This is a genomic window from Anaerostipes amylophilus (assembly GCF_025567365.1).
GTDB lineage: Bacteria > Bacillota > Clostridia > Lachnospirales > Lachnospiraceae > Anaerostipes > Anaerostipes amylophilus.
Map to the genome: position 1 here is coordinate 48,217 of NZ_JAOQJG010000007.1, position 26,673 is coordinate 74,889.

At 37.0% G+C, this 26,673-nt stretch carries 29 protein-coding genes; 4 read left to right on the forward strand and 25 right to left on the reverse strand.

Annotated elements, in window-relative coordinates:
* Window positions 1–6 precede the first annotated feature (6 nt).
* From OCV53_RS10465 to mtaB, 11 genes are all read right to left on the reverse strand, one after another.
* Window positions 7–699, reverse strand: coding sequence for a hypothetical protein (locus OCV53_RS10465; protein ID WP_055198181.1), 693 nt, complete (start codon window positions 697–699; stop codon window positions 7–9).
* A gap of 16 nt (window positions 700–715) precedes the next feature.
* Window positions 716–1,459: a DUF5058 family protein gene (locus tag OCV53_RS10470; RefSeq protein ID WP_055198183.1), complete on the reverse strand. Its 744-nt coding sequence runs from the start codon at window positions 1,457–1,459 to the stop codon at window positions 716–718.
* 301 nt (window positions 1,460–1,760) lie between these two features.
* The gene (gene sigK / locus OCV53_RS10475; protein WP_055198185.1) at window positions 1,761–2,384 is read right to left on the reverse strand and encodes an RNA polymerase sporulation sigma factor SigK; all 624 of its coding nucleotides are present in this window, start codon (window positions 2,382–2,384) and stop codon (window positions 1,761–1,763) included.
* 96 nt (window positions 2,385–2,480) lie between these two features.
* Window positions 2,481–3,722: a peptidase U32 family protein gene (locus OCV53_RS10480; protein WP_055198187.1), complete on the reverse strand. Its 1,242-nt coding sequence runs from the start codon at window positions 3,720–3,722 to the stop codon at window positions 2,481–2,483.
* The gene (locus tag OCV53_RS10485) at window positions 3,719–4,372 is read right to left on the reverse strand and encodes an O-methyltransferase (protein ID WP_055198189.1); all 654 of its coding nucleotides are present in this window, start codon (window positions 4,370–4,372) and stop codon (window positions 3,719–3,721) included. Before OCV53_RS10485 ends, OCV53_RS10480 begins: the two co-directional genes overlap by 4 nt.
* Window positions 4,369–4,770 carry a hypothetical protein gene (locus OCV53_RS10490; protein ID WP_055198191.1) on the reverse strand — a complete coding sequence of 134 codons (402 nt, stop codon included), beginning with the start codon at window positions 4,768–4,770 and terminating at the stop codon, window positions 4,369–4,371. The genes OCV53_RS10485 and OCV53_RS10490 overlap by 4 nt, the downstream gene beginning before the upstream one ends.
* Before the next feature lies 1 nt (window position 4,771).
* Window positions 4,772–6,436, reverse strand: a complete 1,665-nt coding sequence (locus OCV53_RS10495; protein ID WP_055198321.1) for a ribonuclease J — start codon at window positions 6,434–6,436, stop codon at window positions 4,772–4,774.
* A 175-nt stretch (window positions 6,437–6,611) separates the two neighbouring features.
* The gene (locus OCV53_RS10500; RefSeq protein WP_022374638.1) at window positions 6,612–6,887 is read right to left on the reverse strand and encodes a DUF1292 domain-containing protein; all 276 of its coding nucleotides are present in this window, start codon (window positions 6,885–6,887) and stop codon (window positions 6,612–6,614) included.
* A gap of 12 nt (window positions 6,888–6,899) precedes the next feature.
* Window positions 6,900–7,319: a Holliday junction resolvase RuvX gene (ruvX, locus tag OCV53_RS10505; protein ID WP_022374637.1), complete on the reverse strand. Its 420-nt coding sequence runs from the start codon at window positions 7,317–7,319 to the stop codon at window positions 6,900–6,902.
* A 13-nt stretch (window positions 7,320–7,332) separates the two neighbouring features.
* Window positions 7,333–7,587 carry an IreB family regulatory phosphoprotein gene (locus OCV53_RS10510; protein ID WP_055198193.1) on the reverse strand — a complete coding sequence of 85 codons (255 nt, stop codon included), beginning with the start codon at window positions 7,585–7,587 and terminating at the stop codon, window positions 7,333–7,335.
* An 84-nt stretch (window positions 7,588–7,671) separates the two neighbouring features.
* The gene (gene mtaB, locus OCV53_RS10515) at window positions 7,672–8,994 is read right to left on the reverse strand and encodes a tRNA (N(6)-L-threonylcarbamoyladenosine(37)-C(2))-methylthiotransferase MtaB (RefSeq protein WP_055198195.1); all 1,323 of its coding nucleotides are present in this window, start codon (window positions 8,992–8,994) and stop codon (window positions 7,672–7,674) included.
* Between the two features lie 75 nt (window positions 8,995–9,069).
* Here mtaB and OCV53_RS10520 point away from each other — a divergent pair, with 75 nt between their 5' ends.
* Window positions 9,070–9,303 (forward strand): HPr family phosphocarrier protein, encoded by a 234-nt coding sequence (locus OCV53_RS10520; RefSeq protein WP_022374110.1) that lies wholly within the window; start codon window positions 9,070–9,072, stop codon window positions 9,301–9,303.
* Here the strand turns inward: OCV53_RS10520 and thiI are convergent.
* The 7 genes from thiI to OCV53_RS10555 form a co-directional block, all read right to left on the reverse strand.
* A complete protein-coding gene (gene thiI, locus OCV53_RS10525) occupies window positions 9,287–10,465 on the reverse strand; it encodes a tRNA uracil 4-sulfurtransferase ThiI (RefSeq protein ID WP_055198198.1) in 1,179 nt (392 codons plus the stop codon). The two genes, OCV53_RS10520 and thiI, sit on opposite strands and share 17 nt — an antisense overlap.
* 29 nt (window positions 10,466–10,494) lie before the next feature.
* Entirely contained in the window at window positions 10,495–11,637 is a 1,143-nt protein-coding gene (locus OCV53_RS10530) for a cysteine desulfurase family protein (RefSeq protein ID WP_022374108.1), read from the reverse strand.
* 13 nt (window positions 11,638–11,650) lie between these two features.
* Window positions 11,651–12,388 carry a 16S rRNA (uracil(1498)-N(3))-methyltransferase gene (locus OCV53_RS10535; RefSeq protein ID WP_055198199.1) on the reverse strand — a complete coding sequence of 246 codons (738 nt, stop codon included), beginning with the start codon at window positions 12,386–12,388 and terminating at the stop codon, window positions 11,651–11,653.
* Window positions 12,389–12,391: 3 nt separating this feature from the next.
* Entirely contained in the window at window positions 12,392–13,351 is a 960-nt protein-coding gene (gene prmA, locus OCV53_RS10540; RefSeq protein ID WP_022374106.1) for a 50S ribosomal protein L11 methyltransferase, read from the reverse strand.
* A 171-nt stretch (window positions 13,352–13,522) separates the two neighbouring features.
* Window positions 13,523–14,242, reverse strand: coding sequence for an ATP-binding protein (locus tag OCV53_RS10545; RefSeq protein WP_055198201.1), 720 nt, complete (start codon window positions 14,240–14,242; stop codon window positions 13,523–13,525).
* Window positions 14,243–14,244: 2 nt separating this feature from the next.
* Window positions 14,245–14,481 carry a hypothetical protein gene (locus tag OCV53_RS10550; protein WP_147340808.1) on the reverse strand — a complete coding sequence of 79 codons (237 nt, stop codon included), beginning with the start codon at window positions 14,479–14,481 and terminating at the stop codon, window positions 14,245–14,247.
* 20 nt (window positions 14,482–14,501) lie between these two features.
* Complete coding sequence (locus tag OCV53_RS10555; protein ID WP_022374103.1) at window positions 14,502–14,780, reverse strand: hypothetical protein; 279 nt, start codon at window positions 14,778–14,780, stop codon at window positions 14,502–14,504.
* Between the two features lie 320 nt (window positions 14,781–15,100).
* On the opposite strand from OCV53_RS10555, the gene OCV53_RS10560 reads away from it, so the two are divergent.
* Complete coding sequence (locus OCV53_RS10560; RefSeq protein ID WP_055198203.1) at window positions 15,101–15,910, forward strand: Cof-type HAD-IIB family hydrolase; 810 nt, start codon at window positions 15,101–15,103, stop codon at window positions 15,908–15,910.
* Window positions 15,911–16,024: 114 nt separating this feature from the next.
* Here OCV53_RS10560 and dnaJ read toward each other — a convergent pair whose 3' ends face one another.
* From dnaJ to hrcA, 4 genes are read right to left on the reverse strand one after another with little or no spacing between them, the layout of a single operon-like run.
* On the reverse strand, window positions 16,025–17,185 hold the full coding sequence (gene dnaJ, locus OCV53_RS10565) for a molecular chaperone DnaJ (RefSeq protein ID WP_055198205.1): 1,161 nt from the start codon (window positions 17,183–17,185) through the stop codon (window positions 16,025–16,027).
* A 24-nt stretch (window positions 17,186–17,209) separates the two neighbouring features.
* Window positions 17,210–19,069 carry a molecular chaperone DnaK gene (dnaK, locus tag OCV53_RS10570; protein ID WP_055198207.1) on the reverse strand — a complete coding sequence of 620 codons (1,860 nt, stop codon included), beginning with the start codon at window positions 19,067–19,069 and terminating at the stop codon, window positions 17,210–17,212.
* 50 nt (window positions 19,070–19,119) lie between these two features.
* The gene (gene grpE / locus OCV53_RS10575) at window positions 19,120–19,731 is read right to left on the reverse strand and encodes a nucleotide exchange factor GrpE (protein WP_055198209.1); all 612 of its coding nucleotides are present in this window, start codon (window positions 19,729–19,731) and stop codon (window positions 19,120–19,122) included.
* On the reverse strand, window positions 19,706–20,740 hold the full coding sequence (gene hrcA / locus OCV53_RS10580; protein ID WP_172674566.1) for a heat-inducible transcriptional repressor HrcA: 1,035 nt from the start codon (window positions 20,738–20,740) through the stop codon (window positions 19,706–19,708). Before hrcA ends, grpE begins: the two co-directional genes overlap by 26 nt.
* 162 nt (window positions 20,741–20,902) lie before the next feature.
* Between hrcA and OCV53_RS10585 the strand changes: the two genes are divergently transcribed.
* Window positions 20,903–21,205 (forward strand): hypothetical protein, encoded by a 303-nt coding sequence (locus OCV53_RS10585; protein WP_022375324.1) that lies wholly within the window; start codon window positions 20,903–20,905, stop codon window positions 21,203–21,205.
* 96 nt (window positions 21,206–21,301) lie between these two features.
* On the opposite strand, the gene OCV53_RS10590 is transcribed toward OCV53_RS10585, so the two are convergent.
* Both OCV53_RS10590 and OCV53_RS10595 read right to left on the reverse strand, forming a co-directional pair.
* Window positions 21,302–22,060: a DeoR/GlpR family DNA-binding transcription regulator gene (locus OCV53_RS10590; protein ID WP_055198213.1), complete on the reverse strand. Its 759-nt coding sequence runs from the start codon at window positions 22,058–22,060 to the stop codon at window positions 21,302–21,304.
* 92 nt (window positions 22,061–22,152) lie between these two features.
* Complete coding sequence (locus tag OCV53_RS10595) at window positions 22,153–22,833, reverse strand: fructose-6-phosphate aldolase (RefSeq protein WP_022375322.1); 681 nt, start codon at window positions 22,831–22,833, stop codon at window positions 22,153–22,155.
* 192 nt (window positions 22,834–23,025) lie between these two features.
* On the opposite strand from OCV53_RS10595, the gene OCV53_RS10600 reads away from it, so the two are divergent.
* Entirely contained in the window at window positions 23,026–23,928 is a 903-nt protein-coding gene (locus tag OCV53_RS10600; RefSeq protein ID WP_022375321.1) for a glycyl-radical enzyme activating protein, read from the forward strand.
* A gap of 160 nt (window positions 23,929–24,088) precedes the next feature.
* On the opposite strand, the gene OCV53_RS10605 is transcribed toward OCV53_RS10600, so the two are convergent.
* A complete protein-coding gene (locus OCV53_RS10605; RefSeq protein ID WP_055198215.1) occupies window positions 24,089–26,503 on the reverse strand; it encodes a glycyl radical protein in 2,415 nt (804 codons plus the stop codon).
* Window positions 26,504–26,673 lie beyond the last annotated feature (170 nt).

Here is a 26,673-nt window from a genome sequence, read left to right on the forward strand (position 1 = left end):
TGCTTTCTATTCCTTTGTTGTATTTTTTAAGGTTGCCATTCCAACGGCAATACTTACGAAGACGCATCCTAATGTTCCAAGCCAGTTTGATGCTCCTGGTAACCAGTTAAAGTATCCCATTCCAATCATGAAATATAAGATGACCGCAAATACAACCATAATGACACTGTGTTTTTTCATTTTCATTCCAAACTGTACTAATAAAGCTCCAAATAAGGCTGGTAATAAGTAGTTTAACGCTGCTTTAATACTTTCTGGAAGCATTGCTAATACAGAAGTTCCAAGGATCGCTCCGATCGTAAGAACAGATACATTAATTACGATAGATACTGCCATTCCAAGAGTTGCAACGACAGATCCTTTTTCTGTTCCTGGCTCTACATCTGCTGCCACCTGTGCCATACTTGCACATGGGATTCTCATATTAGAGATATTTCCAGATAAGAATGCCATATAAGTTCCAGCAGCTCCAACAACTGGGAAGTAAGAGATCGGTTCTACAAACCATAACACTCCAAATGCACTGGCACCACTGATAAATGCAGTTAACAATGCAGCTGGTTTTGGTAAGATTCCATAGATGATGGCTAATACAAGTGCTGGAGTAAAAGAAAGAAGAACTCCAAGGTATCCTGTAATCTTACCGATCTTATTGACTTGTGGTACATATTCTTTATTATAATAATCCTGATTGTTCATCGTATCTTCCTCCTGCTTATACTAATGCTGTGATGATCATGGCTCCAAGAATTGTGATCGTTAAAGACCATTCTTTTAACCATCCGATATCTTTTTTATTTGCAACTTTCGTAAGTACAAACATGATCACTGCTCCAAGCACACATGCTAAGGCATTCTTCCATGCTCCGCTCATTGTGATCTGGTCTGCTTTCATCATCATTGAATAAAATGGTTTTGCAAGATGGCTTGCACACATTGCTGAGAATACACCGATGATGGCACAGGAAGCAATCGTTGTTAGTGTTCCTGTGTTTCCTTTGGAAATCTTATGTTCAATCTTATCCATCTTATTTGCTGAAAATGTTGCAAATAATGCCCATCCGATAGAACAAAGGATCATCGTCCATACGGCCATTCCTAAAGCTTCTGGTGTTAAAGTATCAGTTCCAAGCTGCACTCCAACAGCGGATGTTCCAAGTCCTGCTGCGATAGATTCAAACATAACGGATCCGATCATAGATAATCTCATCCATCCGATTGGTCCGCCAACAGATACTAACAGAGAAAGCATCGCACTTAATACAACGATGGATGGTCCGATTGATGTTACCGCACTGCTTTTCATTGCTTTTTTCATCTGTTTGTCATTAAGTCCTAATTTCTTTCCTGATTTATAAGCACCCCTTGCAAATAAAACTGCCTGTAAAATGACAAATGCAACTGGAAGTGCACAGGCAAGCCACATTGGGATACTGTTTGCGATTTTCATTGCGTCCATATTTTTATCCTCCTTATCGGTCCGTGTGTTTTGTATGCAATTATCTTACCTGTTTTGTCATGGAAATGGTATGAAAATTTTTTCACTTTTTTATATCACTGCTTAGTTTTTGAATATTTTTATAATTATTTTCTTTATTTGGTGAAGATTTTTTCATTTTCCAGATCATTACAAAAAAGACTGCCGCTTAATGCGACAGCCCCTTTTCCCTTGAGTTTTCATTATTTAAATGGGTGTTCATGTGTTTATGGTTTTATTATAACAAATTTTGAAATTTACAATAGGACCTTTTTTTCTTTTTTTATGTCTTTATTTTACTTTTTATTAACATAATCGCACGTTTTTCAATCCGACTCACATAAGATCTTGAAATATGAAGCTCTTTTGCTACTTCTTTTTGTGTCATTGGCTTTCTTCCATAAAGTCCATATCGCATGATCAGTGTTTTCTTTTCCTTATTCATCTCCATTTTTTCTAATTCGTCATAAATCTGTTTGATATTTTCTTTTTGTTCCATCTTTTTCAGAAAATCTGTTTCCTGTGTCCCTAAAATATCTAACAGATGAATCTCATTTCCTTCTTTATCGACACCGATCGGTTCGTAAAGTGATGTATTTTTTGAAGTCTTTCTTTCCTGACGAATCATCATTAATAATTCATTTTCTATACATCTTGCAGCATAGGTTACAAGGCGATGGCCTTTGCTGATATCGTAGGTATTGATCGCTTTAATAAGCCCAATCGTCCCAATTGAGAGCATATCTTCTTTCTCTCTGTCTAAATTATGATATTTCTTTACAATATGTGCAACTAAGCGAAGATTGTGTTCCACTAGCAAATTTCTTGCATTGATATCTCCCTTGCGGCTTAGGATCAGATAATGTCGTTCTTCCTCTGGTGATAAAGGTTGTAAAAACTCTTGCAAAAGAAAAGCACCCTTCTAAGCCTTTTTATCATACTATGATAAGTTACTTAGAAAAGTGCTTTTCCATCTTTATTCTGAATTCTTTGTTGATAGATCTTAATTCTCTTCTTCTACAACTTCTTGTCTGCGTAAAAGATATCCATCTTTAATCTCTTCTCCAAAATCAACATATACCATCTGTTTTGGATGTGGTGCGGATTCCATAGCTCTTCCGTCTTCATCTTCAATTGCTCTTACAACAACTTCTTTGTTTGTTCCATCTGGAATCATGACTTCGATTGTCTCTCCAACAGAGAATTTATTCTTCTGCTCTAAAAGTGCGTATCCTTTGTCATTATGTCCCTGAACAATTCCGATATATGTGCAATTCTTGATATAAGTATTACTGTCATAAATCTGGGATGTCTCATCTGTCTTTCCGAAATAGAATCCTGTTGTGAACTGACGATATGTGCATTTTGCAATCTCTTCTTTGTAGTAATCCATATTTTCTTTATATTTCTCTACAGATTCTTTGCAGTCATCGATTGCTTTTCTGTATGTTCTTGCAACGGTTGCAACATACAGTGCTGTTTTCATACGTCCTTCAATCTTTAAGCTGTCAATTCCGGCATCTAAGATCTGGTCGATGTATTCGATCATATTTAAGTCTTTGGAGTTAAATATATATGTTCCACGTTCATTTTCATATACTGGCATATATTCTCCTGGTCTTGTCTGTTCCATTACGGAGTATTTCCATCTGCAAGGATGTGTGCATTCTCCGCTATTTGCATTTCTTCCTGTAAAGTAATTACTTAACAGACATCTTCCAGAATGGGAAATACACATTGCTCCGTGAATAAATGATTCGATTTCCATATCATCCGGAATGTGGGCACGAATATCCTTAATCTCTTCCAGAGATAATTCTCTTGCGGATACAACACGGCTTGCTCCCTGATCATACCAAAACTTGTATGTCGCATAGTTTGTGCTATTTGCCTGTGTACTGATATGACGGTCGATATCTGGACAAACTTCTTTAGCGATCATAAAGACTCCTGGGTCAGAAATGATCAGTGCATCTGGTTTGATCTCTTTTAATTCTTCGAAATATTTCCTGATTCCTTCTAAGTCTTCGTTATGTGCTACGATATTGGCTGTGATATAAACTTTCACTCCATGTTTATGTGCAAATTCGATTCCGGCCTTGACATCTTCCATAGAAAAGTTTTTCGCTTTGGCACGTAGTCCATACATCTCTCCACCGATATAAACAGCGTCTGCACCATATAATACAGCAACTTTTAATACTTCTAAATTACTTGCTGGAATTAATAATTCAACGTCTCTCATTCGTTATCTCCTGTCTTAATACTGATTGCTACTCCATCTCCTACTGGAAGGATCGTTGTCTCTAACAGTGGGTGATTCTTGATCGTATATAAATAATCTCTCATTCGTTTGTGGATCGTACGGTCTCTTCGTTCAATCGCATAACGTGATTTCGCTACATCTCCATCCTGAAGTACATTATCAGATACTAAAACACCATCTGGTGCTAATAATCTTAATACATCTTCTAAAAAATGAATATACTGTCCCTTCGCTGCATCCACAAAAATAAGGTCATACTTTCCATCTAATTCTTTTAAAATCTCAATTGCATCACCTTCAAGCAATGTAATCTGATCTTCTTTTCCCTGATTTTTGATATTCTCTTTTGCTTTCTTGATTCGTTTTTCATTTCGCTCAATGGTTATGATCGTTCCACTTTCTGGCTGGTAACGATTCATATAAAGAGAAGAAAACCCAACCGCTGCTCCTACCTCTAAGATCTTCATCGGTTTCTTTAAAAGGACCAGAGTCCTTAAAAGTTCTTTCGTCTCTGGTTTGACGATCGGAACGTGATTGACTCTGGCCTCTGCTTCGATCTTACTTAGATCATTCTTCTCTTCTTTCATCAATGAGCGGATATATTCTGTGATATTTAAATCCACTATCATTGTATGATCTCCTCTGATACGTGATCTCCGCATAAAATACCCATGATATCATCCATTCCCTGTGATTGTGTAAATTCATACCTTCCAGGAAGAAATGAATTCTTCTTGTATTTTGAAAAATATTTGCGGATCACAAATCTTGCCTTTCCATAAATCAGTTTCTTTGAAACGAGTGTTTCGGCAACTTCCTCTTCTGACTCATTCTCTGTGACGCTGATCGTTACCTTCTTATGGCTCTGTGCATTATATGGCTGATTAGAAAATGTCTGTTCTGCCACAAAATATGCTCCATAGAAAATACAGAAAATCGCACAGATTAAAAATGCTCTGCCTAATGTCTTAAAAAACAGCTGCCATGCTTCTGATTCAAAGAATTTCTTTTGTTTTGAAAGACTCATCTTAAACCTCTGTGATAATTGGAAGAATCATTGGATTACGCTTTGTTTTCTTCCAAATATAATTGCTAAGCTCATCCTTGATCTTTGTCTTGATTCTTGCCCAGTCGGTAATGTTACGTTCTAAACATTCTTCGACCGCATCTCTTGCAACTTCTCTTGCACCTTCCATCAAAGATTCTGATTCTCTAACATATACAAAACCTCGAGATACAATATCTGGTCCTGCAAGAATTACATTACCATGTTTCTGTAATGTGACAGTTGCAATGATCAGTCCGTTCTGAGACAGCATCTTACGATCATTCAATACGATATTACCAACATCTCCAACTCCAAGTCCGTCAACTAGGATTCCTCCTGCCTGAACTTTTCCAGTGATCTTTCCTTGTCTCTTATTAAGCTCTAGAATATCACCTTCCGCAAGTACAAATGCATTCTCCTTTGGAATTCCCATCTCAATAGCAAGTTCACGGTGACGCATCAGATGACGATATTCTCCATGAACAGGAATTGCATACTTAGGTTTTGTCAGTGCATAAATAAGTCTTAATTCCTCACGGCACGCATGCCCAGAAACATGTGTATCTTCAAATACAATCTGTGCACCTTTTAGTGCAAGTTCATTCATAATCTTTGAAATATTCTTCTCATTTCCAGGGATTGGACTTGAGCTGAATATGATCGTATCACTTGGTACGATGGATACTTTTCTGTGAGTTGAGTTTGCCATACGAGATAATGCTGCCATTGTCTCTCCCTGGCTTCCTGTTGTGATTAAAACAATCTGATCGTCAGGATAATTCTTAATCTGATCAGTTTCAATTAATGTGTTCTTTGGAATCTTGATATACCCTAATTCGGACGCTGTTGAGATAATATTTACCATGCTTCGTCCTTCTACTGCAACTTTTCTTCCATACTTATGTGCGGAATTAATGATATGCTGTACACGATCCACATTCGATGCAAATGTTGCAATGATCATACGCCCTTTTAGATGTTCTGCAAACAGACTATCCAGACGTTTACCTACATTCTTCTCCGATGGTGTATAGCCTTGTCGTTCTACGTTTGTACTATCTGCCATCAATGCCAGAACCCCTTTACTTCCAAGTTCTGCAAATCTTGCAAGATCGATTGCTTCTCCAAATAATGGAGTATGATCAATCTTAAAGTCACCAGTATGCACGATCACACCAGCTGGTGTTGTGATCGCAAGTGCTGCTGCATCCGCAATACTGTGATTTGTCTTAATAAATTCTACATTAAAGATTCCAAGTTTTACTTTGTCACCATGTGTTACAACATGGCGTTCCACGTTATTTAAGATACCGTGCTCTTTTAATTTATTCTCGATCAGTGCCATTGTAAGTTTTGTAGCATAGATCGGTACATTCAATTCCTTCTCAAAATAAGGAATCGCCCCAATATGATCCTCATGACCATGGGTAATAACCAGTCCACGAATCTTGCTTGCATTGTCCTTTAAATATGTGATATCAGGAATAACTAAATCAATTCCTAACATATCTTCATCTGGAAACGCAAGTCCACAGTCCACGATCAAAATCTGGTTATTGCATTCAAATGCTGTGATGTTCATTCCAATCTGGCCGAGTCCGCCAAGTGGAATGATCTTTACTGAGCTAGGCTTTCTTCTAGGCATTGGTCTTCTTCCTCTTGCCTGATAATTATTCTTATTGTATGATCTCTTGTTATCATTTGAATAATAATTGTTTCGTTTTGTTTTTGCCTGCTGTCTTACCTGATTGTCCTTCAACTTTCTTCCTCCATATCTTTGTAAGTCTGACAATCTATTGTTTTAAACACTCTTATATATATTATAAACTCACTTCAAGTCCATCTAGTAATGCATTAAAAATATCTGAGATCATATCCAGTTCTTTATCGTCTTCTACGATCTCATAGGACACATAATCATCCTCTAGCTGCACTTCCTTCATGATCAGTACAACGCTCTCATCTTCACTTGATGCTTCACAATCTTCTACCAAAAGGTAGGTATGTCCTGCGATCGTTGTCTGTTCTATGACACGAAATTCAATCTCTGATCCATCTTCGTCCAGAAAAAGAATCTTATTATCTGTTTTACTCATTGTCTATTCCTCCTATAGGGAATCAAGATATCCCTGTAAAATCATAGATGCAGCGATCTGATCGATCACTTTCTTACGGTTTTCGCGTCTTACGCCGCTCTCCATCAGCACTTTCTCTGATGCTACTGTTGTCAGGCGCTCGTCCCATAGAATTACTTCTAATCCTGTACGACGCACTAAGGCATCGCGGAAAGATAGAGTATCTTCTCCGCGTTCACCTACTGTATTATTCATGTTCTTTGGGAGTCCTAAAACGATCTTCTCAATATCATATTCTTTCACAAGTTCTTCAATTCTTGCATATGTCTTTCTTAACTTATTCGCATCTTTTCTTGTGATCGTCTCAAGCGGCTGTGCAGTAATGCGAAGTTCATCACTTAATGCTACTCCGACCGTCTTTGTCCCATAATCTAACCCTAATATTCTTCTCATAATATCACGGTCTCTACTTTAATCTTGTCTCAATATAGTTCTCAAGCAATGCCTCGATCAAGTCATCACGTTCAACTTTATTGATGATGCTTCTTGCATTGTTATGACTGGTAATGTATGTTGGATCTCCAGACATAATATATCCTACCATCTGGTTGACAGGATTATATCCTTTCTCCTGCAGTGCTTCGTATACACGCTCTAAGATCATGTGTACATCCAGTTCTTCTTTTACAACCGAAAAATGTTGTGTTCGATTATTATCCATAATTATCACGTCCCTTTCATTTATTTATCATTTTAATATAAAATGTATGAAATAGCAATGGAAATCATAAAATTTTCCATTCACTTAACACTTTGCCAGCACATATCCATCATCTAAAACTTGTAGTAATTTTACTTTAATGATCTTATTTTCTAATGGTTCTTCACTGTAAAGTGCAACTTTCATATACTCTTTTGTGTGCCCCGTATAATAATGATCTTTTCCGTGCATTTTTTCCTCGATCAACACTTCTTTGACCATTCCTAATTGTTTTGTCTCAAATGCTTTCTGATGTTGTTTTGACATTTCCAGTAAAATATTGCTGCGTTTTGCTTTGATCTGATCATCGATCTGTGGCTTCATATCTGCTGCACGTGTTCCTTTACGGATAGAATATTTAAATATGTGCATCTCATAGAGATTGATCTCTTCTAAGAATTCTCTTGTCTGTTCAAATTCTTCATCTGTCTCCCCTGGAAAACCAACGATAATATCTGTTGTAAGTGCTGGATATTCAAAATGTTCTCTGATCGCTTTGCATTTTTCTCTGATATCCTGTGTTGTATACTTACGATTCATTCTTTTTAGCACACTGTCACATCCACTCTGCAATGAAAGATGGAAATGTGGGCAAAAACTTTCAATCTTTGAAAGACGATCTAATGTGTCTTTTGTAATAAATCCAGGTTCTAATGATCCCAGACGGATTCTTTTGACCCCATCAATTTGTGCAATCTCTTCTAGCAGATCGATCAATGTAATATCTCCAAGATCTTTTCCATAAGAAGTTACATGAATTCCTGTAATAACAAATTCCTGGCACCCATGTTTTGTTAAATTCGCAATCTCTTCTAAGATATCTTCTACCTTACGGCTTCGCACTCTTCCTCTTGCATAAGGAATAATACAGTAAGAACAAAACTGGTTACATCCATCTTGAACTTTGATATACGCTCTTGTATGTTCTTTTAACTGTTCTACATATAAAGATTCATATTCCTGATCCTGTGCAATATCAATGACTTCGATGGACTCTTCAACAGATTCCATCTCTCCCATATGTTCTTCTAAAATCTTAATCAGGTCTTTCTTTTTATTATTCCCAACGATCAAGTCAATATTAGTATCTTTTGATAATTCATCTTTTCCAACCTGTGCATAGCAGCCAACAGCTACTACTACAACATCTGGATTCTTCTTTTTAGCACGATGAAGCATCTGTCTTGATTTGCGTTCCGCCATATTTGTTACGGAACATGTATTTACAATGTAAATATCTGCTGCTTCTTTCGGATCAACCATCGTAACCCCTGCTTCTTTAAGCATTCCATACATGGCATCCGTTTCATATTGATTTACCTTACAGCCAAGTGTTACAATAGCTGCTCTTTTTCCTTGTAAATTCATACAATTCCTTTCTTAGTTGACTTTTTCGGCAAATGCGAGTACACTATCCTTGTTAATTGGAAGGAGTATTATCCCATGTATGATACATTGATCAAACTGAATTCCATCAAAGAGCTATACTCATTTGTCGATATCCTGAACAATCATTCTGGCACTTTTGAAATCGTTGCCAATGATTATGTCGTGGATGCAAAATCACTGATGAGTATGTTAAGTCTCAATCTTTCTAAGTCTTTAACGCTTTCGATTGATTCGGATGAAACTGATGACATACTTGATCAGCTTAAGCCATTTATTTTACATGAATGATTTCTGTAGAATCAATGGCTTTTTTCATTAAATCATCAATCACATCATCAAGATGTTCTTCTGATTTCTTAATTCTCTTTAAGTTTCCTTTTGTAACCGGATGTTTTGCGACAAAAATCGTACAGCAGTCTTCAAATGGCTGAATAGATGTCTCAAATGTTCCGATCTTTTCTGCAATATCAACGATTTCCTGCTTATCCATACCAATACATGGTCTAAATACTGGCATGTTACATACTTCATTTGTAATTGCTAAGTTATGAATTGTCTGGCTTGCTACCTGTCCAATGCTCTCACCTGTGATCAAAGCGAGGCTTCCACCTTCATTTGCAAAATGTTCTGCAATCTTCATCATATATCTTCTCATGATGATCGTTAATTCTTCATGCGGACATTTCTCATAAATTGCTAACTGAATGTCTGTAAAGTTTACAACATGTAGATTGATCGGTCCCGCATATTTTGCTACGATCTTTGCAAGATCTACAACTTTCTGTTTTGCTCTCTCACTTGTATATGGTGGTGCATGGAAATATGTTGCATCAATGTGTACTCCACGTTTTGCGATCATATATCCAGCAACAGGACTGTCGATTCCTCCGGATAACAATAACATTGCCTTTCCATTAGTTCCAACTGGCATTCCACCTGGTCCTTTGATCTCCTGAGAATAAATATAGATATATTTTCTCACCTCGATATTTACCATAACCTGTGGATGGTGCACATCTACTTTGATTCCCTCGAATGCGTCTAATAACTGTCCTCCGATTTCCATGTTGATTGCCATGGAGTCAAGCGGGAACTGTTTGTCTCCTCTTCTTGCATGAACTTTAAAAGTAAAATCTTTGACTGGATACTGCTCATCAATAAACTTGATGACTGTTTCTGTCAAATGTTCCATATCTTTATTTTCTTCAATGACCATTGGACAGATTCCAACAATACCGAAGACTCTCTGTAATGCTTCAACTGCTTCGTCGTAATCAAAATCATCCTGTGCTTCAACAAACATACGTCCGGATTCTTTTCTTACTTTAAAATCCCCGACTGGTGCCATTGCATGACGGATCTGTTTCATTAATGCGTCTTCAAACATATAACGGTTCTTACCTTTGATGGCAATCTCACCGTATTTGATCAAAAATGCGGTTACTTTCATATTGTTCTCCTTTATTTTCTTTTATGACTTTATTTTCTTACAAATCTTCGAAGCATTGGAACTAATTCTTTTAATGCCTCGATCGTTTGATCAACTTCTTCTTTTGTATTCTCGATGGAAAAACTAAATCGAAGTGTTCCATCTTTAAATTCATCACTTAATGCGATTGCGTTTAATGTTCCGCTGACTGCCTGTTTCTTGTTAGATGAACATGCAGATCCTGAGGATACATAAATTTCTCTGTCTTCTAAAGCATGCAACAAAACTTCACTTCTTAATTTTTTAAAACTGATACTTGCTACGTGTGGTGCTTTCCCTGAATTATCCTTGATATCCTCAATCTCTTTGATCCTCTCCTGAAAGTATTCTTTGACTTCTCGGATCTTTTCAGCATTCTCATATTTTTTACCAATCATTTTCTCACATGCAACAGCTAATCCTACAATTCCCGGTACATTTTCAGTTCCAGAACGCATTCCTTTCTGCTGTCCACCTCCAAAAATAATTGGAGAAATCTTTGTTCCTTCTTTGATATATAAAAATCCGATTCCTTTTGGTCCATGAATCTTATGACCGCTTGTGGATAATAAATCGATCCCCATATTCTTTGGAATAATCGGGAGTTTTCCGTATGCCTGAATCGCATCCACATGGAAGATCGTATTCGGATTCTTTGCTTTGATGATCTTCGCGATCTCTTCAATTGGTTCAATTGCCCCAATTTCATTATTAACCATCATACAGGATACAAGAATCGTATCTTCTCTAATGCTTTCTTCTAACTGCTTAAGATCAACGATTCCTTCTGCATCAACATCTAAATATGTCACTTCATATCCTTCTTCTTCCAGATGATACATTGGTTCATATACAGATGCATGTTCTACCTTTGTTGTAATGATATGCTTCCCTTTGCGACGATTGGCCATCGCTGTTCCGATGATTGCTGTATTATTTGATTCTGTTCCTCCAGAGGTAAATAAAATCTCTTTTGGTTTTGCTCTTAATGTTTTGGCAATTAATTCTTGTGCAGCTTTTACTTTATTCTCTGCTTCAATACCTTTCATATGTTTCGCAGATGGATTTCCATACGTGACCTGCATTGCGTCCTGCATTGCTTCTACAACTTCTGGAAATACGCAGGTTGTCGCTGCATTATCAAAATAAATCATGTCACTTTCTCCTCTATTCTTCTATTGTAAACATTAAAATAGATAAAACTGTCATTCCTGCTGTCTCAGTTCTTAAGATACGCTTTCCAAGGCTCATTGTTTTGCCGCCTACGGCTTTGATCTGTTCAATCTCTTCTTTTTCAAATCCACCTTCTGGCCCGATAATGATTCCGATAGACTTCTTCCCTTTTGCCTTGTTGATCAGCTCTTTGGATTCCTGCATTCCTTTTGCTTCTTCATATGGAACAAGCATCAATTCAATATCTTTTACTTCCTCTAAAATTTCTTTAAAGCTTCTTACCTCACGAACTTCTGGAATAATTCCACGTTTTGCCTGTTTGGCTGCACTTAGTGCAATCGTATTCCACCTGCTTACTTTCTTTGCCGCTTTCTTGGCATCAAGTTTTACAACACAGCGTTTCATAGCAGTTGGAACAATCTCTGTCACGCCCAATTCTATGGCTTTCTGGATGATCATCTCCATCTTATCACCTTTTGGAAGTCCCTGATACAGCGTAATCTTTGCTGGAAGTTCTGTTTCCATTCCATGGACATCTTCAATCTTTGCAAGAATCGAATCTTGTGTCCATTCACTAAGGCTGCATTCATATTCCAAATCGGATCCATTGCTTAAATAAACCTTATCTCCTGTTTTCATACGGAGAACGTTCTTAATATGATTTACATCACTTCCCATGATCTCAATCATTCCATCATGAATCTGTTCTTCTTTTATAAAAAATCGGTACATCTCTTACCTCATCTTCGCTGTCATAGAAACCCAGTCTTTCATTCTTCTTGTTTCAATGACATCAAAACCATATGCATTTAATTTGTCAGCAATTTCTTTTTCTTTTGTATCAATGATACCAGAAATAACAAATACTCCGTCTTCTGCCAGAAACTGATCTACGATCTCAATCAGCGGAGAGATAACGTCTGCTAAAATATTTGCTACAACAACTGGATAACATTTTGATCCCAAGGATTCTGCAAATTCTTTATCATCTAATACATTTCCCTGATAAACTTCAAACTGATCTTTACTGATATGGTTTACTTCAAAGTTTTCTTCTGAAGCTGAAATCGCATGTGGATCGATATCTGTAAGAACCGCATGTCCGGCTCCAAGTTTTAATCCGATAATTGATAAAATTCCGCTTCCGCATCCAACGTCTAAAATCTTTGTATCTTCTTTAATGTATGGTTTCATTCCTTCAATACAAAGCTTTGTTGTTTCATGAGACCCAGTTCCAAATGCTGTTCCTGGATCGATCTCAACTACGATCGTATCTTCTGTCTGATCTTCTAATGTCTCCCATGTTGGTTTGATCACGATCTGTTCATCTAAGCGGATTGGTTTGAAAAATTTCTTCCAGTTATTTACCCAGTCTTCTTCTTTTGTCTTATCAAATGAAATTGTTCCAGCTCCGATGTCCATAAATCCACGAAGTCTTTCAAGCATTGCCTGAATCTGCATTGTGATGTGTTCTAAGTTCTCATTCTCATCAAAATAGCAACTGATCTTTGCTTTCCCATCATCTGGTGCAATATCGTCTGGCAGAAGATCCACATACATAACTTTCATCTCTTCTTCTGTCAATGACACATGATCTTCAACTTCCACACCTGTTGCACCAAGTTCTGTAAGTTCATAACTAATCATGTCTTCCGCTGATGTCAATGTATCAATTGTAATTTTATTCCATCCCATGACACTGTGTTTCCTTTCTTTTTCTATCTTATTTTTCTATTTCGTATTCATAACATATCAATTAATTAGTGTATCATAGAAAAGCATGGAATACAAGAAAAAGAGAATCCCCTCTTTATTAGAATTCTCTTTTTCCCATTGTTTTTATTAATTTCTTTGATAATTCTATGACTATAAAATCTGTCCATCAATGGAAATTGTATGCACCTGCCATGGAAGGAATTTCCCAGAATCCTGAATTGCCTTCTTAGCTGCATTTTCAAGTCCTCCACAGCAAGGAACTTCCATTCTTACGATCGTTACACTCTTAATATCATTATTAGCAATGATCTGTGTCAATTTCTCACTGTAATCTCCTTCGTCAAGTTTTGGACATCCAATTAGTGTCACTCTGTTTTTGATAAATTCCTGATGGAAATTTCCATAAGCATAAGCTGTACAGTCTGCTGCAATCAAAAGATTGGCATCTTTAAAATATGGTGCATTGACTGGTACTAATTTAATCTGAACTGGCCATTGGGATAACTGGGAAGATGCATGTACTGACTGCTCTGTCTGTACTTCTTCCTTATGATTTATCATCTTCATCCTTGTTCCTGGACATCCATGGAATACTGGCTTTTCTTCTTTATCTTTTGCTGCCATTTGGGCTTTTTTCTTCATATTGGCTTCGACTGCTTCTCTGTCATATGCAGCTGCCTCACGCTCTATAAAACTGATCGCTCCGGTTGGACAATTTGGCAGACAATCTCCTAAGCCATCACAATAATCATCTCTTAATAACTTCGCTTTTCCATCAACCATTCCGATTGCATCTTCGTGGCATGCATCAGCACAAAGCCCACATCCATTACATTTATCTTCATCAATTTCAATAATTCTACGAATCATTTCTATTCTCCTTTTCTTGACTTTTTATCCTTTACTGTATCGTCAGTATAATCGATGCTTCGAAGAAAGTCTGTTGTTTTTACAACGTTTTTTATTTTTTCAAAATATTTATCATTTTTCTTTATGGCATCCTTTTTACCTATAGAGGACAAAATCTTCTTGCTGGAAAAACACGAAAAAGCAGAAGGCACTCCATAAACCTTCTGCTTTCTCTGTTGTTTATTATTCGAAAATGCCAACAAAGACATGTTCTTCCTGACTATCCAACGAAACAACACTCCATATTCTCTTCATAAAATCTGTCATACATCTGTCGCATTAAGGGAATCAATTTATAAAGTGGTTCCGTCTTACGATGATTGACTTCGTCTTTGATCATCTCTTTGATGATTGCTTCTTTCGTCTCTTTAAGAGTACCATATACACCGACTCTTTCCAATACTTTTTTACATTTTTCTTGATTCTTTCTTCTTTTTAATAACACAAAATCTCCACAACATTTTTTTATATAATAATTTTCTTTCATTCTCATTAACATAATGTTCTCCTTTCCACATACCGTGCCTAAGATCTTTGTCTGATCACAAAGATCTTCTTGAATGGATCATGGACATTATATGCCTTTTGTATACATATTTTGTTGCAAAATCATTACATTTTTATAAATTTTCTCTTAATTTATTATTTATAAATTTATTTTTAATTTCTATTAGTATTTTTATACTGTATGTTGTATACATATAATGATATATTTTACCACTTTACAACACTCGTTAATTCCAGTTATAATATTTAAAGTTGTTTTATGATATCATGCATCAATATTGTCATGGTGTTAACTAAAGAAAGGATTATGTTATGAATTATAAATTAATCGCTGTAGATCTTGATGGAACTCTTTACAATGATGAACCTGCAATTTCCCCAGCAACGATCCAGGCACTGATCAAAGCTCAAGAAATGGGAATTCGAGTTGCAATTTCTTCCGGCCGTCCTCTTCCCGGTCTTTTTCATGCCAGAGATGCTCTTAATCTCCAAAAATATCATGGTATGCTTGTTTCCTACAATGGCGGAAAAGTTGTTGATACTACAAATCACGAGACTCTATATGAAAATACAATTCCTCATGAGCTTGCTGTTGAAGTTTTAAAATATCTTGGAAATTTTCCAGTTGTTCCAATGATCGATGATGGAAATGTTTTATATGTAACAGATAAAAATGCTTACCGTGTCCGTGAAGAAGCTTTAAATGACTCTATGAACTGTGTAGAGGTTTCTTCTTTGATCGATTGTCTGGATTTCCCATTAATTAAGATTCTTACTGCGATTGAACCTGAGAAACTTCCAGATGTCTTTAAAGTGATTGGGAAACCTTATGAAGGAATTCTTGATTTTGTACAGAGTGCTGACTTTTATATTGAAGCAGTCCCTCATGGTACAAGTAAGGCAACCGGGCTTTTAAAGGTTTGTGAAAAACTTGGAATCCATTCTGATCAGATCATTGCTTTTGGTGATGCAAAAAATGACCTTGAAATGATCAAGCTGGCCGGTCATGGTGTTGCAATGGGTAATGCCTGTGATGAATTAAAAGAATGTGCCGATGAAGTTACACTTACTAATAACGAAAATGGAATCGTTCACACTCTAAATCATCTGATCTTTTCATAAAAGTCATAAAAGACCTGATCTCTTAAATTTTATAAAATATATTACGACAAAAAGCGATGAAAGATTAATTCTCTCATCGCTTTTTTATAGAACTTTTCAATTCATTAATTTTGATTATTTTTTATGTTTTCCAAAGAATCCTTTATGTTCTTTATGAGTTTCTTCCTTCTTAGGGACTTCACCCATTGCTTCCTGGAATTTCTGAAGAGCTGCTCTCTGCTCTCCATTCAAATGTTCTGGTACCTGAACTACGAGTGTTACATAGTGATCTCCTCGTACATTCTTGTTACGTACCATTGGCACACCTTTTCCTTTTAAGCGGATTCTGGTGTCTGTCTGAGTTCCTGGTTTGATGGTATATTCATATGGTCCATCCACAGTTGGAATCTGAATCTTACCACCAAGAGCTGCCTGTGTAAAGGAAATTGGTTCTGTAGAGTAGATGGTTGTATCCTGACGTTGGAATTTTGGATGACGTTCTACGATTACTTCTACTAACAGATCTCCTCTTGGTCCCCCATTTGTACCTGGTTCTCCTTTTCCACGGATACGGATACTCTGTCCATTGTCAATACCTGCTGGTACTGTGACTTCAATTGTCTTACGGTTGCTTATATAACCTGTTCCATGGCAATCTGGACACTTATCCCGAATGATCTTACCTGACCCATGACAATCTGGGCATGTCTGAACATTCTGAACAGTTCCGAACATGGACTGCTGTGTAAATACGACCTGACCACGTCCCTGACATTTTGGACATGTTTCTGGATTGGTTCCTGGTTTTGCACCGGTTCCATGACATGTAGTACATTCATCTTTTAATGTAATTTCTATCTTCTTTGATGTACCAAATACTGCTTCTTCAAATGTTACATGGATTCTTGCACGAACATGTGCTCCCTGTGTTGGACGGTTTGCCTGTCTGGCCCCGCCACGGCTTCCTCCACCGAACATACCGCCGAAAATATCTCCAAAGATATCTCCCATATCACCACCGAAGTCAAAACCGCCAAATCCGCCGCCATTAAATCCACCAGCACCCTGCTCAAAGGCAGCATGACCATATTGGTCATACTGCGCTTTCTTTTCAGAGTCGCTTAATATTTCATAAGCTTCTGTTACTTCTTTAAATTTGGCTTCTGCTTCTTTATCTCCAGGATTCGTATCTGGATGATATTTCTTGGCGAGTTTTCGGTAGGCTTTTTTTATTTCTGATGCTGAGGCATTGCGGTCAATTCCCAACACCTCATAGTAATCTCTTTTTTCCGCCATTTTTAGTCTACCTTCTCTTTAAAATTATACTTCTTTGTAGTCACCATCTACAACATCATCATTTGCTGCTCCCTGATTAGCTCCAGCATCTGCTGCTCCCTGAGCTCCCTGCTGAGCCTGTGCTGCTGCTTCATACATCTTAGTAAATAAATTCTGAGCACTTGTCATCAGTTTGTCTTTCTTAGCTTTCAGATCTTCAACCTGAGCATCTGTCATTTCCTGATCTTTTGTAGATTCTACAAGATCTTTTAATTCTTTTAAGTCAGCTTCTACTGCTGCTTTTTCTGTAGCATCTACTTTGTCTCCCGCTTCTTCTAATGCTTTCTCTGTCTGGAATACGATAGAATCAGCTTCGTTTCTTGCATCAATTGCTTCTTTACGTTTCTTATCTGCAGCTTCGAATTCAGCAGCTTCTTTTACAGCTTTATCGATATCTTCGTCAGACATGTTAGATCCAGCTGTAATCGTGATGTGCTGTTCTTTTCCTGTTCCTAAGTCTTTTGCAGATACATTTACGATACCGTTTGCATCGATGTCGAATGTTACTTCGATCTGAGGCACTCCACGTCTTGCAGGTGCGATACCATCTAATCTGAATCTTCCTAAAGACTTGTTATCTCTAGCGAACTGTCTTTCACCCTGTACAACGTTGATATCTACAGCACTCTGGTTATCTTCTGCTGTTGAGAAGATCTGGCTCTTCTTTGTAGGGATTGTTGTATTTCTTTCGATCAGACGTGTTGCAACTCCACCCATTGTCTCGATAGACAGTGATAATGGTGTAACATCAAGAAGAAGTACATCACCGGCACCAGCATCTCCAGCTAATTTACCACCCTGGATAGATGCACCGATTGCTACACATTCGTCTGGGTTGATTCCCTTGAATGGTTCTTTTCCTGTTAACTGCTGTACTTTACTCTGTACGGCTGGGATACGTGTAGAACCACCAACTAATAATACTTTGCTTAATTCAGAAGCTGTCATTCCAGCATCATTTAATGCAGAATTTACAGGTCCTGCTGTTCTTTCTACTAAATGAGCTGTTAATTCATCGAATTTTGCTCTTGTAAGATTCATATCAAAATGTTTTGGTCCTTCAGCTGTTGCTGTGATGAATGGCAGGTTGATATTTGTTGTTGTTGCAGAAGATAATTCTTTCTTAGCTTTCTCTGCTGCTTCTTTTAATCTTTGCATTGCCATCTTATCTGTTGATAAGTCAACACCTTCCTGTTTCTTGAATTCATCTAACATATACTGTGTGATAACATTATCAAAGTCATCTCCACCTAATTTGTTATCTCCAGCTGTTGATAATACTTCGATGACACCATCACCGATCTCGATGATAGATACATCAAATGTACCACCACCTAAGTCGTATACCATGATCTTCTGTTCTTCTTCGTTATCAAGTCCATAAGACAATGCTGCTGCTGTTGGTTCGTTGATGATACGTTTTACTTCAAGTCCTGCGATCTTACCAGCATCTTTTGTTGCCTGACGCTGAGCATCGTTGAAATAAGCTGGAACAGTGATAACTGCTTCTGTTACTTTCTCTCCTAAGTAGTTTTCAGCATCTGATTTTAATTTCTGTAAGATCATTGCTGAAATTTCCTGTGGAGAATATGCTTTATCATCGATCTGAACTTTGTAATCTGTTCCCATATGACGTTTGATAGAAGCGATTGTTTTTTCGGCATTTGTAACTGCCTGACGTTTTGCAGGTTCACCGATCACACGTTCTCCTGTTTTTGTAAATGCTACTACAGATGGTGTTGTTCTCATACCTTCTGCATTTGTAATAACGGTTGGTTTTCCACCTTCCATAACTGCTACACAACTGTTTGTTGTTCCTAAGTCAATACCAATAATTTTACCCATGATCTATGTCCTCCTAAGATTTCTTCTTATTTCTATATATAATATAAATATTAGTTAGCTACTTTTACCATACTGTGGCGTAATACATTTTCTTTGTACATGTAACCTTTCTGTAATTCTTCTGCAACAATGTTCTCACCGAGATCATCATCTTCGACATGCATCACTGCGTTGTGAAGATTTGCATCAAATTCTTTTCCTTGTGCATCCATTGGTGTTACTCCCAGATCCTCCATCACAGCTGTAAACTGTTTGTAGATCTGTTCGATTCCTTTAACGAATGCGGAATCTTTCTCATCTTCAGATACGGCTTCTAAGCCTCTCTCGAAGTTATCAATGACTGGCAGAAGTTTTTCTAAAACTCCCATCGCTCCCATATCATAACGCTGTGTGGCTTCTTTCGCTGTACGCTTTCTTGCGTTCTCAAATTCTGCCATCAGTCTCTGGTATTTGTCTTTCCAGTCTGCTACGGACGCTTCTAATTCTGCGATCTTGTCATCAGCGGTTGCTTCCTTTGTTTCTTTGGAAGTTTCCTCCTTTGTCTCTGTATCTTTTATATCTTCAGCAGTCTCTTCTGCGTTCTTTACTTCTTCGTTGATGTTTTCGTTTTTCTTACTCATCACATCACTTCCTTTCTTAAGATTTGTCTTTAAAAATATCATCTAATTCCTCAGTGAGGTTCTTTAAAGTCTTAACGACTTTTTTGTAATCCATTCTCTTTGGTCCGATGATACCAACAGTACCTGTACCACCTTCTGCAAGTTCATAGGTTGCAGTTACGATACTGCAATCCTTCATATTCTTAACTGGAGATTCTTCTCCAATATAAACCTGAATTCCTGTGTGATTATCGGAATCTGATTCCAGTGTTGAATCAACCAACTGTGTCAAGGCTTTCTTCTCTACTAACGTATCAAGAAGCTCTGTTGCTGTATCCGGATTTCCAAGTTCCGGATATTTTAAGATATTGGTTGCTCCTCCTGTGTAGATTTCCATATGATCTGCATCATGGATCGCTTTGGCGATCTCTTCAAGAATCCGTTCTAACACATCCTGTCTAATTCCTGCCTGATCTCTCATCGTCTGAATCAGTGCGAGATTGATATCTTGTAAGGATAATCCTTGTAAAAATGTATTAAGTAACACATTCAACTTCAGAACATCTTCATTAGAAAGCGGTTCTTCGACTTGGACCATCTTGTTCTTTACGATATTGCCTTGTGTGACGATTACTGCAAGCAGATGTTCATGGTCTACCTGAGACAGCTGTACAAACTTTAATGTCACATTCTGATAATGTGGAGAAGAAACCATCGTTGCATAATTCGTGCTACTTGCTAATACATTGGCAACCTGCTTTAATAAGACTTCCATCTTATCAACTCTCTGAATCAATGCCTGTTTCTCTTCGTGCTCATTGTCACGCTCACTCATCAGCTGGTCTACATAAAAACGATATCCTGCATCGGAAGGAATTCTTCCTGCGGATGTGTGAGGCTGTAAGATAAATCCCATATCTTCCAGATCTGCCATCTCATTACGAATCGTCGCAGAGCTTAGATTTAAATCCGGATGTTTTGCAATGGTTCTTGATCCTACCGGCTCACCGGTTTCAAGGTAATTGGCGATAATCGCTTTCAATATTAACTTCTTACGATCATTTAACTCCATATCTTCGCCTCCTGTTATTAGCACTCATTTATGTCGAGTGCTAACATCTATATTTAAAGTAGCACTTTCGCATTTTAATGTCAACCTTTTCTTTTACTTTTTTTGAAAATTTGTTCAATTTTTTTCTTCTTTGAATAGAATGTACAAAAGGAGGTACTTTTCATGCATAAAAATATGAACTTTAATATAGAACAAACACGGCTTAATAATACTTACCAAAGATTAAATTCTAACCATGATTTTCACAGATATTTAAATAATCAGAAAGATCAAACTCCTACTTACTGGTCCTTTTTAAAATTAAGAATTGGATTTTCTATTTTATTCTTATTTTTTATCGTTGCTTGTTCAAAATCACTGCATACCAAAGAAACCAAACAAATACAATCTGTTTTTTCTCAGATAAATGAAGTTGATCCTTATACCTCTTATATTTTAGAAAAATTGGATTTACATATACCCTGATATTCTTTAATTATAAAAGAAAACCCGAAACATCTGATCCTTAATCTATGTTCCGGGTTTTTGTATGATTTTATCTCTTTTTTCTTATTAATATATCTATCTTGGTACAATCTCTACCGTAATACCATTTTGCTCCAACACTTCTTTTGCTTCTGATGGAATCTGGTCATCGGTAAATACCATATCAATATCCTTAAATTTTGACTGCATGACAACTCCATGTTCTGAAAACTTACTAGAATCTGTCAGAATAATCGAATTCCTTGCAGAACCCATCATACTCTTGGCAGCTTCTACTCTTAACATATCCCCACTAGTAAATCCTATTCCAGGAATATATCCATCTGTTCCCATAAACAGTTTATCTACATAAAAAGCTTCTGCACAGGTTTTTACTAATGGTCCAACCATAACTTCTGCTTCTTTCTGGTATTCTCCTCCAAGAACAATAACCTTTGTAACTCCACCCTCAGATTCTCTGATAAATCGTGCGATGTATGATGAATTTGTGATCACCGTAATATCTTTTTTCGTTTCAGAAAGTTGTTTTACAAGCAGTGCACAGCTTGAACCTGATTCTACCATGATCGTTTCTCCATCTGATACGATCTCGCTTGCTTTGGCTGCGATCCGCTGCTTTGTTTCATAACAAAAAGCCATACGATTACTAATATCTGACATATTCTTCATTGTTGCATAACCATGTTCTCTTGTTAAAAAATTAAGCTCTTCCAATGCATCTAAATCTTTTCGAATCGTTACCTGAGATACTTCAAGCATCTTTGATAATGTTGCAACTTCTACTTTCTTTTTTTGATTTACAATTTCAAGAATTTTCGTCTGTCTATCTGTCATAAAACTTTTTCCTTTCTTGCCCTATATATTAGGAAAGAGCCGTCTTGCGGCTCTTTCCTAATCAGTATATCATAAAATCTTCTTTATTTATATTATAGGTCGCAGATTCCTTTTCCTTCTCCATAAACTGCGTACCAGTCATTGTTGAAGTCTGTAACTGCTTTGTCAATATTAGGATTTGCAAATACCTGTTTTAATACTGCATATGGTGCTGTGATTGCTTCTGCTCCATAGTTAAATGCATTCTTCACTTGTTCAACGCCTTTGAATGATGCTGCTACGATCTTGCAGTCATATCCATCATCTTCAATGCGGTCCTGCAGGTTGCTGATCAATTCCATAGGATCTGCTCCAAGATTTCCGATACGATTTACATATGGTGCAATATAATCAGCTCCTGCTGCTAAGGCAAAGTATGCCTGCATCAGATCATAAACTGCTGTTGCTGTTACATTAACTTCTTCTGATTTTAAGATCTTGATTGCTTTTAATCCTTCATATGAAACAGGAACTTTGATATATACCTGATCATCGATCTCTTCTAAGATTCTATGAGCTTCCTTAACGATCGTCTCAGCATCTAATGAAATAACCTGTACATGAAGGCTTCTTTCTTTTCCAATGATCTCACGAACTTTTCTCATATGTCCAAAGAAATCTTCTGGTGATGTCTTTTTAACGATTGATGGATTGCTTGTTACTCCAGCAATTGGCATATGGTCTACACCATCTTTGATTTCTTCAAGATTCACTGTATCTAAAATAAATTCCATGATAAAAACTCCTCCTAAGTCTTATTATATATTTCGTTTTTTGATACTTCTATCTTACCATATTTTTCGAATATGTCAATATTTATTTTCATTTATTCATTATATTCCTTTCATTTGTAAGTGTTATATTTACAGTTCGCAACTTCTATGCTAGAATATATCATAGAAAATGAAAGGAGAAATTTAATTATCATGCAAACAAATGGTATTGTTTTTAATATACAAAAATTCAGCATTCACGATGGTCCAGGAATCCGTACAACTGTTTTCCTGAAAGGCTGTCCACTGCGTTGTAAATGGTGTGCAAATCCAGAATCACAGTTAAGTCAAGTTCAGATTTTATATGACAGAGAAAAATGTGCTCATTGTGGTACTTGCACTCATGTCTGTCCAAATCATGCAATTTCTATGGGAGATGACGGCTATGTAAACGTTGACCCATCAAAATGCATTGGATGCCTTCAATGTGTAAAAAACTGTCCTGCAAAGGCCTTAAGTTATGAAGGAGAAACAAAAGATGTAGAGGAAGTTATCAAAGTCTGTCTTCAAGATATTGATTTCTATGAAGAATCTGGTGGTGGTGTGACAATCTCTGGTGGCGAAGGAATGGTTCAGCCAGATTTTGTAAAAGCATTGCTTGCAAAATTAAAAGAACATAAAATTCATACTGCGATTGAGACGACTGGATATATCAAGGAAGAGATTTTTAGAGAATTGTCTCCGATGTTTGACTTGCTTTTATTTGACGTGAAACACTATGACAGTAATAAACATTATGAAGGAACCCATGTCCATAACGAACAGATCATTGAAAATTTAGCATGGGCGATCTCTCAAGGAATTGAAGTTCTTCCTCGAATCCCTGTGATTCCTGATTTCAATGATTCTTTGGATGACGCAAAAGGGATCGCTGCTTTACTAAATAAAGTGAGTGCAAAGAAAGTTCAGCTACTTCCATTTCATCAGTTCGGTGAAAACAAGTATCATTTACTCGGTAAGACTTATGCTTATGAGAATGTGAAAGCATTGCATCCTGAGGATCTTACCGATTATCAGCAGATATTTTTAGATGCGGGCATAGACTGTTTCTTTTAATCTTTTAAAAATCCTGTATACACAAAAAGGCCTTGGCAGAACAGCTTCTTGCCAAGGCTTTTTTAATTGTTTCTTTCATGAATATTATTTCTTCTAGTCTATCACGAAAAACAGCAGTTAACCCTACTCAAGCCAACTGCCATTCCTCTATTTTTATAAATTATAATGTCTGCTCTGTTCTTCCGATGATATCATCCTGTGTCTTCTTAGATAATACATTAAAGAATGCACTGTATCCTGCTACACGAACAATCAGATCTTTATGTTTCTCTGGATGTTTCTGTGCATCAATCAAAGTTTCTCTGGATACAATATTATACTGTACATGATATCCATGTAAACGGTTGAAGAATGTACGGATCAACATCTCTAATTTCTGTTTGTTTTCTTCTGTTGATAACATCTGTGGTGTCATCTTCTGATTTAATAAGACTCCACCTGTGATCTTCTCTGTTGGAAGTTTTGCAACGGTCTTAAATACGGCTGTTGGACCATTCTTATCAGCATTATGTGCCGGACTGCTTCCTTCGGCTAATGGTTCAAATGCATTTCTTCCATCAGGAGTTGCAACGGTTCCCATTCCCTGTCCAACATTCGCACTGATAGAGGATGTTCCACCATAACGAATACCTCCGATTGGTCCTCTGTGGTAACGTGTGTTTGGATATTTCTTGATCTCATCTAAGTAAGAATCGTATGCTTCTACGACCAACTGATCGACATAGTCATCATCATTTCCGTATTTTGGTGCTTCATTAATGAGCATTTCCTGAATCTTCTTGTTTTCAGGAGACTGGAAATCATCTAAAATTGCATTCCAAAGCTGTTCTTTTGTAATCTTCTTCTCTTCGTATACAAGTTTCTTGATCGCTGCAAGAGAGTCTGCCATATTCGCAATACCCACCTGAAGTCCGGAGATAAAGTCATAGACTGCCCCACCTTCTTTGATCGTTTTTCCTCTTCCGATACAGTCATCTGTTAATGCGGAACATAAAATGTCTGGTACATCTCTCTCTGATGCTTTATCAATTGCATTTTCCACGATCACACTGTAACGTGTCATTTCTCTAACTGTCTTATCCCATGCTGCTAAGAGATCTTCATATGTTTCCATCTCTGTAAATTTACCATATCCCTTTGTAAATCTCTTACCGCTTGTTAAATCAACTCCGTCATTCATTGCACAAAGCAGAACTCTTGGGAAGTTAATGTATGACATACCTGTACAACGATATCCCCATTTACCTGGAACTGCTGTCTCTACACATCCGATGGCACTATAGTTATATGCATCTTCTTCTTTGACACCCCAGTTGATAAAAGATGGGATAATGATCTCATCGTTATTTAATGCTGGCATACCAAATCCGAGCTTCATAACTTCGATGCATTCATCAAAGAAATGTTTGTCGATATTAGCATGGTAACGAACTGTTAAGTTTGGTTGTGTCAATCTTGTCTGTGCAACGGACTGTAATACAACAAAGCTTAATTCGTTGACTGCGTCTTTCTTATCAGTTGTCTGTCCACCGATCGTTACATTCTGGTACATTGGTGATCCGGCAGAACTTAATGTATGAGACTGTGAACGAACTTTATTAATTGTTAATGTTTTGATCCATAAGCATGTTAATAATTCTAACGCTTCGTCTTTTGTGATCTTTCCTTCGTTGATATCTTTGATATAATATGGATACATATACTGGTCAAAACGTCCATAACTTAAAGAATGTCCATTAGATTCAATCTGAAGGATCAGCTGGATAAACCAAACAGACTGAACGGCTTCCCTAAAAGATGTTGCTGGTTCATATGGAACTTTCGCACAGATCTCGCTCATCTGTAACAGTTCTTCTTTACGTTTTGCATCTGTTTCTTTATCTGCTAATTCTTTAGCAAGTTTGCTGTAACGTTGTGTAAAATTGCGTACAGCATCGATCACTACTAAAACTGCTTTATAAAATACGTTCTTATCAATGCTTTCTGGATCTGTGAAATCTAATGCTGCTCTTAATTCTTTTACTCTTTTTTCATATCCCTTTAATCCGTCGGATAAGATTCTCTGATAATTTACTGCCAGATGAGCATCTCCGGCATTTAATTTTCCTTCCATTCCAAAGACGCCGGTCTCCATGAATACATCTACCTCTTCTGGAAGTAGAGCTTCACCTCTAGCACGAAGGTTATTATTCTCCCAAAATGGTGCAATTTCTCTTAATTGGTCTTTTGTCTCTTCTGTAATATAGAAGACATCTCCGTCACGTTTCTCAAAGAGATCTAATTCATTCATAACGAATTCCATTGTATATTCTGGGAAAATTGGCGCATTCTTATTCTTTGTTGCCTGGTTTCCTGCGATCAGGGATTTATCATCAATGTAAATGCTCATTCCTTCTAAGATCTTCTGAAGCATTAGAGCTCTTACCATCACTCTTGGCTGGTTCTGATTTTCTTTGTAAGCTTCTGTTGCTAATACTGCTCTCTGGGCATCAATATATGGTTTTGCATCGAGCACTTCCTCACGAAATGCCTGCATACGTTCTGTTAATTTACCGAAATGTTCTGTATTGTTCATGGTATCTCCTTTCAGAATGTTTCGTTCGTAACTAATTATTGTTTTGTTTGTAGTTATAAGGTAACAGTTTTTTGATTATATGTCAATAGTTTTTGGTTCATAATTATATTTATTTTCATTTGAAACTTCTTTTTGTATAAAATAAAAAGATGCCATATTCTATTATGACA